Annotated in this window: 10 protein-coding genes and 1 pseudogene; 9 read left to right on the forward strand and 2 right to left on the reverse strand. The window is 62.4% G+C overall.

The genetic code is table 11. From position 1 onward, the window contains the following. Positions 1-496: 496 nt before the first annotated feature. Both ACZYHG_RS13325 and ACZYHG_RS13330 read left to right on the forward strand, forming a co-directional pair. The gene (locus ACZYHG_RS13325; RefSeq protein WP_464614175.1) at positions 497-3,400 is read left to right on the forward strand and encodes a M16 family metallopeptidase; all 2,904 of its coding nucleotides are present in this window, start codon (positions 497-499) and stop codon (positions 3,398-3,400) included. 63 nt (positions 3,401-3,463) lie between these two features. Continuing rightward, on the forward strand, positions 3,464-4,657 hold the full coding sequence (locus ACZYHG_RS13330) for a TMEM43 family protein (protein ID WP_464614176.1): 1,194 nt from the start codon (positions 3,464-3,466) through the stop codon (positions 4,655-4,657). Between the two features lie 74 nt (positions 4,658-4,731). Here ACZYHG_RS13330 and ACZYHG_RS13335 read toward each other — a convergent pair whose 3' ends face one another. Next, the gene (locus ACZYHG_RS13335) at positions 4,732-5,763 is read right to left on the reverse strand and encodes a histone deacetylase family protein (RefSeq protein ID WP_464614177.1); all 1,032 of its coding nucleotides are present in this window, start codon (positions 5,761-5,763) and stop codon (positions 4,732-4,734) included. 23 nt (positions 5,764-5,786) lie between these two features. Continuing rightward, positions 5,787-6,440 carry a TetR/AcrR family transcriptional regulator gene (locus ACZYHG_RS13340; RefSeq protein WP_027060099.1) on the reverse strand — a complete coding sequence of 218 codons (654 nt, stop codon included), beginning with the start codon at positions 6,438-6,440 and terminating at the stop codon, positions 5,787-5,789. 258 nt (positions 6,441-6,698) lie between these two features. Here ACZYHG_RS13340 and ACZYHG_RS13345 point away from each other — a divergent pair, with 258 nt between their 5' ends. The 7 genes and pseudogenes from ACZYHG_RS13345 (at position 6,699) to ACZYHG_RS13375 (ending at position 14,977) form a co-directional block, all read left to right on the forward strand. Continuing rightward, positions 6,699-8,372: an amidohydrolase gene (locus ACZYHG_RS13345; RefSeq protein ID WP_464614178.1), complete on the forward strand. Its 1,674-nt coding sequence runs from the start codon at positions 6,699-6,701 to the stop codon at positions 8,370-8,372. Positions 8,373-8,514: 142 nt separating this feature from the next. Further along, the gene (locus ACZYHG_RS13350) at positions 8,515-9,615 is read left to right on the forward strand and encodes an ABC transporter ATP-binding protein (protein WP_027030795.1); all 1,101 of its coding nucleotides are present in this window, start codon (positions 8,515-8,517) and stop codon (positions 9,613-9,615) included. Next, complete coding sequence (locus ACZYHG_RS13355; protein ID WP_464614179.1) at positions 9,615-10,544, forward strand: ABC transporter permease; 930 nt, start codon at positions 9,615-9,617, stop codon at positions 10,542-10,544. The genes ACZYHG_RS13350 and ACZYHG_RS13355 overlap by 1 nt, the downstream gene beginning before the upstream one ends. Next, positions 10,537-11,349 carry an ABC transporter permease gene (locus ACZYHG_RS13360; RefSeq protein WP_464614180.1) on the forward strand — a complete coding sequence of 271 codons (813 nt, stop codon included), beginning with the start codon at positions 10,537-10,539 and terminating at the stop codon, positions 11,347-11,349. The genes ACZYHG_RS13355 and ACZYHG_RS13360 overlap by 8 nt, the downstream gene beginning before the upstream one ends. Before the next feature lie 28 nt (positions 11,350-11,377). Then, on the forward strand, positions 11,378-12,406 hold the full coding sequence (locus tag ACZYHG_RS13365) for an extracellular solute-binding protein (protein WP_027030792.1): 1,029 nt from the start codon (positions 11,378-11,380) through the stop codon (positions 12,404-12,406). 161 nt (positions 12,407-12,567) lie between these two features. Then, a complete protein-coding gene (locus ACZYHG_RS13370) occupies positions 12,568-13,764 on the forward strand; it encodes a serine hydrolase domain-containing protein (RefSeq protein ID WP_464614181.1) in 1,197 nt (398 codons plus the stop codon). 32 nt (positions 13,765-13,796) lie between these two features. Then, positions 13,797-14,977, forward strand: a pseudogene (locus ACZYHG_RS13375) (serine hydrolase domain-containing protein). Positions 14,978-15,007: the final 30 nt, after the last annotated feature.

Consider the following 15,007-nt stretch of genomic DNA (forward strand, 5'->3'; position numbering starts at 1 on the left):
TGGCCGGAATCGTTTCTGCTGTCCGGATGCTGGGGAGCCAGCCGCCGAAACCGAAAACGCGTTACTTTCACGAGACGCACACGCGGCGCGGGGCCGCGCCAACCAGACGGAATCCATTCAGGGAACGCGAAACCGTCCGCGTCTGGCGCCGGAAAATTCCGGACCGTGAGACTTTGGGTGGTCGCCGCGCCCCCCAGGACCGGCTGATTCGGGTCTAATCTACCCGCAGATGAATCCGACATCAAACGCGATTTGACAAAATCGAAACCGACGGACTCGCGTGCGACTCAGAGTAACGCCCAACACACTTTCGCTGCATCGGGGCCGCCTGAAAACACTGACACGAAAAAGCCAGAGGTTGTTGCGAAGCTGCCGTATCGAGGACCGATCGATTCCGATAGGTTCTCGGCGATCGACAGGAGGGTGGGCTTCCCTTCGATCGGACTGGGCTAGGGTGGCGGCGCTTGTTTGCGGCCATATCGATTGGGGGGTGATCATGAAGCAGGTTTTCCTGGCGTTCACTGTGGTGCTTGCGCTTTTTGCCGGCGCGGCAACGGCGGCAAAGGCCGAGCCAATCGTCACCTACACGCTCGACAACGGGCTGCAGGTGGTGCTGGTGCCGGACCATCGTGCGCCAAAGGTGGTGATGAACCTGCGCTACCGCGTCGGTTCGATGAATGAACCGGCTGGCCGCTCCGGCTTCGCGCATCTGTTCGAGCATTTGATGTTTTCCGGCACGCCGGCCTGGCCGAACGTGTTCGGCGCGCATGCGGCACTGGGCAACGAGATCAATGCCTGGACCACTGAGGACGGCACCGTGTTCTATGTCGACGGGCTATCGTCGTCGCTGCCGATGATCCTGTCGCTGGAAGCTGACCGCATGGCCAATCTCGGCCGTTCGGTGACGCAGGCCAAGCTCGACCTGCAGCGTTCGGTGGTCAAGAACGAGATGCGCCAGAACGTGCTCGACAAGGCCGGCGCATCCGGCTGGGAGGCTTTCTGGTCCGGGCTGTTCCCGAAGCCGCATCCCTATAGCCGCATGGTCATCGGCTCGGTCGCCGACCTCGATGCGGCGACGCTCGACGATGTCAGAGGTTTCTTCAACACCTACTATCTGCCCAACAATGCGGTGCTGGTGCTGGTCGGCGACGTCAAGGTCGATGACACCAAGGCGCTGATTGCCGACACGTTCGGCCGGGTGCCGCGCGGGGCAGACGTGGCGCGGCCCAAAGTGCCGGAGCCGACGCAGGCCCGGCTGAAGCTGGTGCTGGAAGACCGCGTGCCGAGCCCCGTCGTGGTAGTCGGCTTCAGCGGCCCGGCGGCGCAGTCGCCTGACAATGGCGCGCTCGGTATCGCCGCGGAACTGCTCGGCAATGGCGACTATGGATTTCTGCGCAACCGCCTGGTCTCAGAGCAGGGCATCGCCACTTACGCCAGCGCTAGCTGGACGGGCGGCCTGCTCGGCGGTCGCTTCACCTTCGAGGCGGGCGCGGCGGCTGGTGTTACGCCAGAAGCGCTGGAAAGCGCGATGAAAGCGGCCTTCGTGGATTTCCAGAAGACGCCGCTCGACCCGGCGGATGTCGAACGCGCGCGCAACGGCATATTGCAGGCCTCGCGGCTGGGCAACGAGGCGCTGAAAGATCGTGCCGGCACCGTCTCCTACAATGCCGATATTCTTGGCGATGCGCAGAGCGCGCTGGTCGACGATCCGCGCGTCAAGAATGCCAGTGCAGCCGATATCGAAGCGACGATGAAGCGGCTGCTTAAACCCGAAGACGCCAGTGTGCTGGTGTTGAAGCCGGGCCCGCGCGGTGGTTATCCCGACGCGCTGATCGGATCGTCGGGCACGCCGCAGCCGTTCACGGCGCCGGAGCGGGTGGCAATCGACATTCCGAAGCACCCGGCCGGGCAAGCACCTTCTGCGGTGTTGCCGGTCATGGAAACGGCGACGCTCTCCAACGGCATCAAGCTCGTCCACTACACAATGCCGGAAGCGCCGATGGCCTATATCGCGGCGAGTGCCGAAGGCGGCTGGAACAGCGTGCCGGAAGGCAAGGAGGGGCTGCTGGAGCTTGCCGCAAGCATGGCGACCCGCGGCGCTGCTGAGCGTGGCGCGGCTGACTTCGCCAAGGCGACCAGCGATATCGGCGCCGGGATCGGCTACCAGGCCGGTGCGCTGACCACGACAATGACGCTTGGCGTGCCGCCCGAAAAACTGGATCAAGGTCTGGGCCTGCTTGCCGACGCGGTGGTGAAGCCGCGTTTCGACAAGACCGAATGGACCGTGCTGATGGCGCAGACGGTCGACTGGCTGAATGGGCGCGAGGCGGACCTGCCGGGCGTTGCCGGCCGCGTTGCGAAGGCGACGCTTATTCCGCAAGTGCCGGGCAAGGCCGCGGTCGACTGGTCGGCAAAGGCGCTGGCCTCGATCTCGCTCGACGAGGCGAAAGCCGCATTCAAGGCGGAGTTCACACCGAAGACGGTGATCTTCTATAGCGTCGGCCCGATGTCGGTCGCGACGGTCGCTGCCGGCCTTGAAAAGGCATTCGGCACATGGAAAAGCGATGCTACAGCCTATGCCGTCGAACCGTCGCCGGCAGCACATTTCAAGACTGGCCAGAAGGTGTTGCTGGTGCCCGAACCCGGCGCCAGCCAGTCGGCTCTGTTCGTGGCGCGGCCGGCACCCGGCACCGACGAAGGCGAGCGCGCGGAATCGACCGCTGTCGCCAATCTGCTCGGCGATGATTTCTCCAGCCGGTTGAATTCGGTGATCCGCGAGGAGAAGGGCTATTCCTACGGCGTGTCGAGCTATTTGCTCAGCCCGATGAAGGCCGGTTCGGGCCTTGTCGTGGCAACGACCGTTGAGCGCGCCAACACCGGTCCTGCGATCGCCGAAATCCTGAAAGGCTTTGCCGGCCTGACCACCTTGCCGGTGGCACAAGATGAGGTCGACCGTACGGTGACGGTCTATCGCCGGGCGCTGGCCGGATCGGCGGAAACATCTGCCGGCCTGTTCGGCTCACTGATTTCAGCGGTCGGCAGCGGTTCGACGCTGGAGGATCAGCAAAGCCGCATGACGGCGCGCACCCGGCTGACGCTCGATGCCGTGCAGAAACAGGCGCTGGCACTGTCGTCGCTGGAGCCGTCGCTGATCGTGGTTGCCGGTGATCCCGACGTGGTGATGCCGCAGCTTGCCGCGATCGGCCTCAAGGATGTCGAGATCGTCAAGCGTGACGATGAAGGCGAGCAGACGGCCATGCGGGCGCTCGACCTTCTCGGCGCCAACGGCCAGGCGCCGTTGTCTGCTTCACCATGGCGGGTCGGCGATGGCGGCACGACGCGGGCGGTGCACTCTTGCGCCGGCGCCAAGGACTGCGGCGCACAGATCCACGCCGATTGATCGGCCCTAGGCGCGGCCGCCGGCCGCGCATAATTATTGTTATTTTTGGTTTCGGGGGAAACAATGAGCGATTCATTTCGGGAAGTTACTTCAGTCTCGTGGTTCGGGCGGATCAAGCGCGCCGTTGGTGGGGTCATCTTCGGCCTGCTGTTGATCGTGCTGATGGTGATCGGACTGTTCTGGAACGAGGGCCGCGCGGTACAGACGGCGCGCTCACTGGCCGAAGGGTCGGGCGCGGTCGTTTCGGTCAACGCCGACAGCGTCGATGCCGCCAATGACGGCAAACTGGTGCATGTCAGCGGGCCGGTGACGGCGGATAGTGGTGTGTCCGATCCGGATTTCGGCATCGCCGCCCAAGGGCTGCGGTTGTCGCGCCGCGTCGAGATGTACCAGTGGAAGGAAGAATCCAAATCCGAGACCACCAAGAAGCTTGGCGGCGGCGAGGAGACGGAAACCACCTACAGCTATTCCAGGGTGTGGGACGACAAGCAGATCGATTCGTCGGATTTCAAGAAGCCTGACGGCCATCAGAACCCGCCAATGGCGATCCACAGCCGCGCCTTCCAGATCCCGCAAGGCAAGCTCGTGGCTTTCGATCTCGACACGCCGGTGCTCGATCGCATCGAGGGCGACAAGGACTATTCGCTGTCGGCCAATCAATCGGCGGCGATCAAGGCTGCCTATACCGGGACGAAGCCGCTGAGCATCGTCGATGGCAAGATCTATCTCGGCAGCGACAACACAACACCCGCATTGGGTGACTATCGCATTGGCTATGAATTGGCGCCGCTCGGCGTGGTCAGCATTGTCGCGCGACAGGCCGGCAGCCGGTTCGAGCCCTACCAGACGCAAGCCGGCGATGCGCTGCTGATGGTCGATACCGGCCAGGTGCCGGCCGACAAGATGTTCGCCGAGGCGGTCAGCGCCAACACGCTGATCACCTGGCTGCTGCGCGCCGCCGGCCTGTTGCTGCTGACCATCGGCTTTGCCCTGTTCCTCAGCCCGATCGGCGTGATCCTCGACGTCATTCCGTTCCTCGGCAGCATGGCGCGGATGGGAACCGGCATCATCGCCTTCTTCATGGCGATCCTGGTCGGCACGACGACGATCGCGATTGCCTGGTTCTGGTATCGGCCGGTTCTGGCGGCAGGCATCCTGGCCGCCGGTGTCATCGCCGCGGCGGCGGTCTATTATCTCGGCCGCTCACGCAAGGCGGCCGCACCAATGGCCGCGCCGAGCACCGGCGCTGCAACGTAGCTTGAAGAAAGGGCGGCCATGTGCCGCCCTTTTTCGTTCATAGCTATCGTGCCAGCCTGTACTCGCGGGCAGGCTTACCGATCCTCGAAACCGGTCAGCACGCCGACGGCGTTGACGCCGATCTCCTCGACGGCATAGCCGCCTTCCATGACGAACAGCGTCGGCAGGCCGAGCCTGGCGATGCGACGGCCGATCTTGGGATAGTCCGCGCTCTTCAGCTTGAACTGGCTGATCGGGTCCTTCTCGAACGTGTCGACGCCGAGCGAGACAACGACGATGTCGGGTGCATAGGCGGCGAGCTTGCTGCAGGCGTCCTCCAGCGAGGCGTTCCAGGCGTCCCAACTGGTGCCGAAGGGCATCGGATAATTGATGTTGAAACCTTCGCCGGCACCGGCGCCGCGTTCATCGGCATGGCCGAGGAAGAACGGATATTCGACCATGGGATCGCCATGCAGGTTGAGGACCTGCACGTCGGCGCGGTCGTAGAAGATCTCCTGTGTGCCGTTGCCATGGTGGTAGTCGACATCGAGGATCGAGACGCGTTTGGCACCCTGGTCGAGGAACCACTGCGCGGCCACTGCGGCGTTGTTGATATAGCAATAGCCGCCCATGAAGCCGGCTCCGGCATGGTGTCCCGGCGGACGGCAGAGCGCGAAGGCCGATCTTTCGCCGCCCTTGACCAGGCCGGCGGCGGTCAGCGCGACGTCATAGGACGATTTGATCGCGGCCCATGTGCCTTCGACGAAGGTGGCGCCGCCGTCGAAGGAATAGTATCCAAGCAAAGCGTCAATGCGCTTCGGCGGCACGTCGCCGCGCAGGCCGCGCGTCGGCCAGGTGAACGGCATGGCCGTGCCGCTGAGGCCCGCTTCCACCCATTGCGGCCAGACCGTCGGCAGGAAGTCGATGTAGTCTGATTTGTGGATACGCTTGGCGGCGGCAAGGTCATGCTCGAGCGGCAGCACGATCGGACCGAGCTTCTCGCTTTCGACCCGCGCCTTGATGAATTCGGCCCGCGAAGGCTTTTCAAAACCCGGCACGATGGCTGATGTGACCAATTCCATCTGGCCGGCATGGCCAGCATGAAGCGGCGAATAGACAGTCTTCATAAGGGTCCTCTCAAGGTGCGAAATCAGTCAAGGTTGAGATAGGGGCTCACCAGAGCCAGCCACATGGATTCGACATCGTCCTCGATGAGGTCGAATGTCTTGCGATCTCTTTTCATGCCGACAAGCCGGCAGGCGTGCCCGACCTCCATCATCACCAGGCCGAGCCGTTTGGCGATCTTGTCTTCCAGCGCAGGGTTCACGTGCCGCAGCCAGGCGGCGTAAAGCGCGATGATCTGCTCGTCATATTCGTCCTGGATAGGCCTGAGGTCGGCATTGCCTGAAATGGCCTCGATCACCGGCATCAGGGTGGCGTTCTCGAGATATATCCTGGAGGTATCGATGAAGAGCTTGCGCACTTCCTGCCGGAACTCTTCGCGGTTGGTGGGCCGGGCGACCTTGATGCGCTTCGCGATCACCTCGGGAAAGGAGGACAGCCAGCGCCGGGCGAGGTCTAGAAGAATGGCTTCCTTGTTGGGGAAGTATTGATAGATCGAACCGACCGACAGGCCCGCGCGCTGCGCAATGGCGAGCGTCGTCGGCGTCCTGGTTCCTTGCTCGCGCGTCAAGATCAGTGCCGCGTCGAGAATGCGGTCGACCACCTTGCTCGACCGTTGCTGCCGCGGCTGCTTGCGCGGTTCGAGCGCTATTTTGGTTTTGCGATCGAGACTGCGCTTCACTGCTTGATGTCCTCGTTCCCCGCCCGGTCTCACCACAGGCGCAGGGTGCTGTCCACAATACATTCTAAATTCCGCATGTTGACAAACGCGAATAATCAGTCGCATTCTTTATCCACGCTGTCTCTTGGGATCACAAGGGGAATTTCAAAGCCGGCGTACTGACATCGTTTTTTTCCCGTGGCGCCGCTCCGCTGGAGTGGCAAGCCGTCGGGAGCAGGATTGTCGGTCTCAATCGGTCATCAAAAGCGCGGAGTCGCGATGTCTGTCACGGGTGCGGATCACAATGCGGATCTGATCGTCATCAACGGTCGTGTGCTGACGATGGACGAAGGCAATCCCGCCGCCGAGGCCGTTGCCGTCAAGGACGGCGCCATCATCGCCATCGGCAGCCGTGCCGCAATAGAAGAGCTCAAGGGGACGGCCACACAGGTGATCGACGCCAAGGGCGGTTCGGTCCTGCCGGGTTTCATCGAAGCCCATATGCATCTGTTCGGCGGCGCGGCTGAACTCGACAATCTGCATCTGGCTGGCGTGCATGGCTTCGATGCCTTGCGCGATGCTATCCAGTCTTTTGCCGCGGCGCGGCCCAACGCCAGGCTTCTGATCGGCGCTGGCGTCGACTATTCGATCCTGCCCGAGCCGGTCACGCGCCACCATCTCGACCAAATCATCCCCGACCGCCCGTTCGCCATGTCGGCCTCCGACCATCATACGATGTGGGCGAACACCAAGGCGCTGGAAGAGGCGGGCCTCCTGCATGGCAGGGAATTGGGACCAGGCAATGAGATCGTGATGGGTACCGATGGCCTCGCGGCGGGCGAATTGCGCGAGGGCGAGGCTTTCGGTCCGATCCTGGAGCACTTCGGGCAAAACCGCACACGGCTCGGTCTTACGGGCGGCGAGCCGGAACCCTATCCGTCCGCCGAGGAGCTTGCCGCCGATCGGGATCTGATGCATCGCGGCCTGGAATGGTGCGCCCGCCACGGCATCACGTCGATCCAGAACATGGATGGCAACCTCTACCAGCTCGAGCTGCTTGCCGGCCTGGAGCAAGAAGGGCGGCTCATATGCCGTACAAAAATCCCGTTCCATTTCAAGAACTTCATGGAGCTGGGGATACTTGAAAAAGCGTCTGCCATGGCCGCGACCTACAAGTCCGAATGGCTGTCCTCGGGCATGGTCAAGGTGTTTTATGACGGCGTGCTCGATTCCTGGACCGCCGTGATGGTCGACGACTATGCCGACCGTCCCGGCTGGCGCGGCGAGCCATTGTTCACGCCCGAGCACTTCGCCGAGGTGGCGGTCGAGGCCGACCGCAGAGGTCTGCAGATCGCCGTTCACTCGATCGGTGACGGCGCGGTCCGCGCAGTGCTCGACGGTTATCAGGCGGCCCAAAAGGCCAATGGCAAGCGGGACAGCCGTCACCGCGTCGAGCATATCGAGGTCACCACCCCGACGGATGTGCCGCGGTTCGCCGAACTTGGCGTCATCGCTTCGATGCAACCGCCGCATCCGCCCGGCGCCATGAACTTTCCGCTGGAGCCGACGATTTCGCGCATCGGCCGCGACAGGTGGCCGCTGAGCTATGCGTGGCGCACGCTCAAGGATGCTGGCGCCCGCGTCGTGTTCGCTTCCGACTGGCCAGTCTCGCCGGTTGATCCGATCCTGGGCATCCAAGCAGCGGTCATGCGCAAACCTTGGGCAGAAGGCCTGCCGGACCAGAGTTTCTCGCTGCATGAAGCGCTTGCCGGCTATACGGTTGAGGGCGCCTACAGCGAATTCATGGAAGACCGCAAAGGCGTGCTGAAGCCGGGTTATCTGGCGGATCTCGTCGTTTTGTCGGCCGATATCGAGAGCACTGCCCCGGAAGCGTTGCATACGGTGCGGCCGGTGACGACCATCTGTGGCGGCAAAATCACCTACCAAGCCTGACTGTGGCATGGGGCTTGCTACGCCAAGACCACTAACTGAACTGTGATTCAATGCCGGGCTTGCCAACATACCGGGCGTATGATCACATCCAACAGGGGAACAGCTCCGCCAGCAAGAGCGGGGTCAACGATGAGGCGTAATCGTGCCGGACAAACCGGATCGGAATGCGATTGAAGTAGTAAACGTCAGCAAAATTTTCGGGTCGGGTGAGGGGCAGGTCGCTGCCCTCGACACGGTCTCGGTATCGATCCGCGAGAATGAGTTCTTCACACTGCTGGGACCATCCGGCTGCGGAAAAACGACGTTGTTGCGGCTGATAGCCGGCTTTGATTTTCCGAGTGCCGGCGAAATCCTGCTCTACGGACAGGACATCGCGCCGCTGCCGCCGTTCAAGCGGCCGGTCAACACCGTCTTCCAGTCCTATGCGCTGTTTCCCCACATGACGGTGGCCGACAATATCGGCTTCGGCCTGGAAATGCTGGGCAAGCCGAAGGCGGAGATTGCGGCGCGCGTCGCCCAGATGCTGAAACTGGTCAAGATGGAAGCGCTGAGCAATCGCCGCACCAGCCAGATCTCCGGCGGCCAGCAACAGCGCGTGGCGCTGGCGCGGGCGCTCGCACCACAGCCGAAGGTGCTCTTGCTCGACGAGCCGCTCTCCGCGCTCGATTACAAGCTGCGCAAGGAAATGCAGATCGAGCTGAAGAGGCTGCAGCACGAAACCGGCATCACCTTCATCTTCGTCACCCACGACCAGGAAGAAGCGCTGACCATGTCGGACCGCATCGCTGTCATGTCGGCCGGCAAGATCCTGCAGGTAGGCGCGCCGCGCGACATCTACGACCGACCGGCCGAACGCTTCGTCGCCGACTTCATCGGCGAGACCAATTTCCTCAAGGGTACCGTGGTGTCGAAGAAATCCGGCGTCGCCACCGTGAAGCTCGCCTCCGGCGCAACCGTGGCGGCAGGGTTCCCGGAGAACTTCGATCCTTCGGGTGCAGTCACGGTCGTGGTGCGGCCCGAGCATGCGGATCTGATCGCCGATGTGTCCAAGGGCACGGTCTCAGGAACCCTGGCGAATGTCGTCTATTTCGGCACCGACACGCACTACCACGTCAAGCTCGACGGCGGTGACAACTTCATCGTGCGTTACCAGAACAGCCGGTCCGGCGCAGTGACATTCGAGCCGGGCGCCAAGGTGGGCATCTTGTTCGAAGACGACGGCGCGCGGATACTGAAGGACTGATGACAATGGCGCTTTCCCAAGCCGCGTTGTTCGAAGCCAAGGCCGAGAAAGCAAGCGCCAGGCGCAACCGCCTGCTTTCCTTGCCGGCGCTGATCGTCATCGGAATTTTCGGCGTGCTGCCGCTGCTGATCATTCTGGTCTATTCGTTTCTCCAGGCCGCGCCCTACGGCGGCGTGCAATGGAAGTTTTCGACGGACGCCTATCTGAACTTCCTGTTCCAGCAGGATATTTTCGACGACACGCTGCAGTTCACGCCGGATTTCCTGATCATCTATCTGCGCTCGTTTCTGTTCGCCGTGGTGACGACGGTCATCTGCCTGCTGCTGGGTTTTCCGACCGCCTACTTCATGGCCACGCGCACGCCGGCGCAGCGCAACTGGTGGGTGCTGCTGATCACCATCCCGTTCTGGTCGAACCTTCTGGTGCGCACGCTGGCCATCATGTTCATCATCCGCGACGAAGGTCTCATCAACAACCTGCTGATCGGGCTTGGCGTGATCGATAAGCCGATCACCATGCTTTACACCAACTTCGCTATTCAGCTCGGCCTGCTCTACTCGTTCCTGCCGTTCATGATCCTGCCGCTCTATGCCAGCCTGGAAAAACTGGATTTCCGGCTGGTCGAGGCAGCCAACGACCTTTACGCGACACGCCGGCAAGTTCTTTGGCGGATAATCATTCCGCTGTCGCTGCCCGGCATCATCGCCGGCTGTCTGCTCGTCTTCATCCCCGCGCTTGGCGCCTATGTGACGCCGCTGATCCTTGGCGGCGGCATCCATCTGATGATCGGCGATCTCATCGCCCAGCAATTCGGTTCCGGGCGCAACTGGCCGCTCGGCTGCGCCCAAGCGCTGATCCTGATGGCCGCGGTGCTGGTCGCCCTCTACTTCTATGTTCGCACCACGTCGGGGAAGATCCAGCATGGCTGATCCCCGCAACGTCGATATCAAGGACCAGCCCGGATTCCGCACGATCGCCATCATCTGCGTTGCCGTGCTTTACGTCCCGATCCTGATCCTGATGATCTTTTCGTTCAACACGGGTTCGCTCGTTACTCATTGGGAGGGCGTCGGCCTGACCTGGTATGGCACCGCACTGCTCAATGAGGAATTCCATAACGCCGCCGAGAACACACTGATCATCTCGGTGAGCGCGACGATCGTTTCGACGATCTGCGCCACGCTGGCGGCGATCGGTATGACCCGGGTGAAGCCGTGGCGTGGCCTGCCGGCCGCCTTCATGGTCATCAACCTGCCGCTGATGGTTCCCGAGATCATCACGGCGGTGGCGACCTTGTCCTTCTTCGCCTTGATCGCCGGGGCCTTCGGTCTGAATTTCGGCATCGGCAATCTGATCCTCGCCCATACCGTGTTCTGCATTCCCTTCGCCTACATGCCGATCCGGGCGCGTCTCGAGGATATGGATCTGACGCTTGAATACGCCGCCGCCGATCTCTACGCCACGCCGTGGCACGCGTTCCGGCGCATAACGCTGCCGTTGCTTGTCCCCGGCATCATGTCGGGTGCGGCACTCGCGTTCATCGTCTCCTTCGACGATTTCACCATCACGCAGCTCGTCGCCGGCCCCGGCCAGACGACCCTGCCTCTCTACATCTGGAACCAGATCAGGCGGCCGATGACGCCGGAGATCAATGCCATCTCCACCATCCTGCTCCTGGTCTCGATCCTCTTCGTCTCGGTATCGTTCCTGATCGCGCGCCGACGCGCCAAGTGAATCAATGGGAAGGCAAAGGAGAACAAAAATGTCTAGGAAGCTGATGGCTGCCGTTTCGACGGCAGTGCTGTTGTGGGCGGTGCCCGCACTCGCCGATGGCGAACTGCATATCTACAATTGGGGTGACTACACCAATCCCAAGCTGATCGAAAAGTTCGAGAAACAGTACAACATCAAGGTCACGCTGGACGATTATGATTCCAACGAAACCATGCTGTCAAAGGTGCGCGCCGGCAACTCCGGCTACGACATCGTGGTGCCGTCCGACTACACGGTGAAGATCATGGTCGATGAGGGCCTGCTCGAAAAGACCGAGCCCAACGCGATGCCGAACGGCAAGAACATCGACCCGCGCTTCCTCAACATCTATTGGGACAGCGGCCGCCATTATACCGTGCCGTGGCAGTTCGGCACCACCGCGTTCGCGGTCAACACGGACAAGTTCAAGGGCGACATCGACACGCTGGCCATCCTCTTCGACCCGCCGGCTGAGCTGAAGGGCCAGATCAACATTCTCGACGACGTCAACACCGTCATGCATGCGGCCGAGCGTTACGCCGGCGTGCCGCGCTGCGGCGCCGACAAGGCTAATCTGAAAAAGGTCAACGACATCCTGACGGCCGCCAAACCGTCATGGAAAACCTTCAGCTACGACACCATCACCAAGATCACTTCCGGCGATGTGATTGTGACGGAGCAGTGGAACGGCGCGACCTATCGCTCGCGGCAGAAAATCCCGGCCATCAAATACGCCTATCCGAAGGAAGGCATCGAAGGCTGGATGGACAATGTCGCGGTGCTGAAAGGCGCCAAGAACCTCGACAACGCCAAGCTGTTCCAGGACTTCATCATGGCCCCGGAAAATGCGGCGCTGATCTCGGAATTCGCCGGCTACGACAATGGCATTGCCGGCAGCCATAAGTTCCTGCAGGCGGATTTCGCCAATTCGCCGGAGATCAATCCGCCGGCAGGCGCGCCGACGCCGGAATTCGTCCCGCCCTGTCCGCCGGATGTGGTGGAGATCTACAACAAGATCTGGACCAATTTGCGCAAATAGGTTCGGTCTAAAGTCCAGCGGAAGGGAGGCTTCGGCCTCCCTTCTTTGCGACGCGTCGCATGTGGAGGGCTCACGCGACGCTGCAAATTCTTGTTTTCATGCATGTCGTTGTCCCAAAACCGCTACGCACTTTTGGGCGGCATGCATCGTGGGAGGGTTCGATGACATCTTACCGCAACAGCGATCCGCGGCCGCCGATCATGCAGGGCTCTCCGCCCGCCATGGTGCCACCGAAGCTCGACTGGGACCGGCCGCCGTGGAACCGCTGGGCGTTCCAGCACATCAGGGAAATTCTGCCGACCGCCGAAGTCTGGCGCGGCAACGGCCATCGACACCGTCTCGAACGCGCCGAGGTCGATCTCGACGGGCTGGCGGTCGAGGACAGCGAGGGCAAGCCGACAACGCTCGCCGGGCTGCTCGACGAGACCTACACGGACGGCTTCCTGGTGCTCAAGCACGGCATGGTCGCCTATGAGCGCTATTTCAACGGCATGGATGAGCGGACGCTGCATCTGTCGCAGTCGATGGCCAAGTCCGTCACCGGCGCGGTGTTCGGCATACTTGCCGGATGCGGCCTGATCGATCCAGCCAGGCCGGTCACTGATTACCTGCCGGAACTCGCCAGCACTGGCTGGGCCGGCGCCAGCGTCCAGCATGTGCTCGACATGACGACCGGGGTGCGGTTCTCAGAGGAATACACCGACCGCTATTCCGATATCGGCCAGGTCGATGTCGCGACGGGCTGGAAGCCGGTGCCGCCGGGCAGCGATCCGGAGTTCCGCTGGCCCTCGCATATGTATGAGCTGATCCTGGGCTTGAAAGACACGGTCCGTCCGCATGGCGCCCAGTTCGAGTACCGCTCGATCGAGACGGACGTGCTCGCCTTCATCATGGAGCGGGTGACGGGCAAGCGTCTGCCGCAGCTGGTTTCCGAAGAGCTCTGGCAAAAGCTCGGTGTCGACGAAAGCGCCTGCTTCACCGTCGACAGCGCCGGCTATGCCGTGGCCGATGGCGGCTTCAACGCCACGCTGCGCGACTATAGCCGCTTCGGCCAGATGATCCTCGACAATGGCGGCGGCATCGTGCCGGCCGACTGGATCGAGGCGACGCGTAACGGCAAGCATGGGGCGGACTTCGGCCCCAGCCTGCCTGAAGGCAGCTACCGCAACCAGTTCTGGATCGAGAATCCCAGCTCGCGCGCGCTGATGTGCCGGGGCGTATTCGGACAGATGATCCATATCGATTGGAACACGGGAATGGTCGTGGTGAAGCTTTCGACCTGGCCGGATTTCAGCAATCTCGCCTACGGCACGGCGACGCTGAAGGCGGTGCACACTATCGCCGCCGCGCTCGCCTGAATCTCAAGACGAAAAGACCCTGAGGAAACGCCATGACCGGCAAGACCGCGTTCGAGACCCGCTACGGCTTCCGCCGCAACGACGTGCTGCTCGCCAACTGGCGCGAAAACCCGTTCAACCGGTGGTCGTTCCAGAACCTCGGCGAACTGGTGCCGACGGCGCGCGTGACGGCAATCCCGGGTGGGACCGAGTCCCCATACAAGACATGGGTGGCCTGCTCGGTGAAAAGGTTTCGGTCGCCAGCGCGCCGGAGACAGTGGCCGACTTCCTCGTGCGCTCCAGCACCGATGCGCTGACGGTGATGAAGGGCGGCAAGATCATTGGTGACTGGTTCGCACCGCATATGGATTTCGGCGCCCGCCACATCATCTTCTCGATCAGCAAGTCGGTGACATCAATCATCGCCGGCATATTGGAAGGCGAGGGGGTGTTCGATCCGGAAGCGCCGGTAACGCAGTACATTCCGGAAGCCGCCGGCTCTGCCTATGGCGATGCGAGCTGCCGGCATGTGCTCGATATGAGCGTCAGCCTCGATTTCGAGGAGGCCTATCTCGATCCGGAAAGCGCCTTTGCCCGCTACCGCCGTGCCACGCTGTGGAACCCGGGTGGCGGCACGGAAAGCCTGCGCGAATTCATCCTGAGCCTGCAGCGGCTTGCCGAGCCGCACGGGCAGACCTTCCGCTACCGTTCGCCCAATTCCGACCTGCTCGGCCTGCTGCTGGAACGCGCGTCGGGCCAGCGCTTCACCGACCTGATGCGCGAGAAGCTGTGGCTACCGCTTGGCGCCGTCAGTGAAGCCTCGATCGGCGTCGACATGGAAGGCACGGCACGCACCGCTGGCGGCATCTCGGTGACGCCGCGCGACCTGGCGCGCATCGGCGAGATGATGCGGCAAGGTGGAACTGCCAATGGCCGCCGCATCGTGCCGGAAGCCTGGGTTCGTGACACGACCAGCACCGGCGGCAGTGTGGAAGCCTGGCAGCGCGGCGCGATGCTGCCGCTGTTTCCCAAGGGCCGTTACCGCAACAAATGGTACCAGGCCGGACACGAGAACGGCGCCTATTGCGGCATCGGCATCCACGGCCAGTGGCTTTATGTCGACCCCACGACCGAAGTCGTCATATCCAAGATGTCGTCGCAGCCAGAGCCGGTCGATGACCCGCTGGATCTCGAGATAGTCGCGTTCTTCGAGGCGCTGAGCCGTATGGTTTGATCCTCCGGGAGCCACCACTTTAGCGCTCGC

It is taken from the genome of Mesorhizobium subarcticum (assembly GCF_055456085.1).

What these genes read in the sequence shown, in the direction of transcription:
- ACZYHG_RS13325 (WP_464614175.1), top strand. Translation starts at nt 497, where the DNA reads ATGAAGCAGGTTTTCCTGGCGTTCACTGTGGTGCTTGCGCTTTTTGCC.
- ACZYHG_RS13330 (WP_464614176.1), top strand. Translation starts at nt 3,464, where the DNA reads ATGAGCGATTCATTTCGGGAAGTTACTTCAGTCTCGTGGTTCGGGCGG.
- ACZYHG_RS13335 (WP_464614177.1), bottom strand. Translation starts at nt 5,763, where the DNA reads ATGAAGACTGTCTATTCGCCGCTTCATGCTGGCCATGCCGGCCAGATG.
- ACZYHG_RS13345 (WP_464614178.1), top strand. Translation starts at nt 6,699, where the DNA reads ATGTCTGTCACGGGTGCGGATCACAATGCGGATCTGATCGTCATCAAC.
- ACZYHG_RS13355 (WP_464614179.1), top strand. Translation starts at nt 9,615, where the DNA reads ATGACAATGGCGCTTTCCCAAGCCGCGTTGTTCGAAGCCAAGGCCGAG.
- ACZYHG_RS13360 (WP_464614180.1), top strand. Translation starts at nt 10,537, where the DNA reads ATGGCTGATCCCCGCAACGTCGATATCAAGGACCAGCCCGGATTCCGC.
- ACZYHG_RS13365 (WP_027030792.1), top strand. Translation starts at nt 11,378, where the DNA reads ATGTCTAGGAAGCTGATGGCTGCCGTTTCGACGGCAGTGCTGTTGTGG.
- ACZYHG_RS13370 (WP_464614181.1), top strand. Translation starts at nt 12,568, where the DNA reads ATGACATCTTACCGCAACAGCGATCCGCGGCCGCCGATCATGCAGGGC.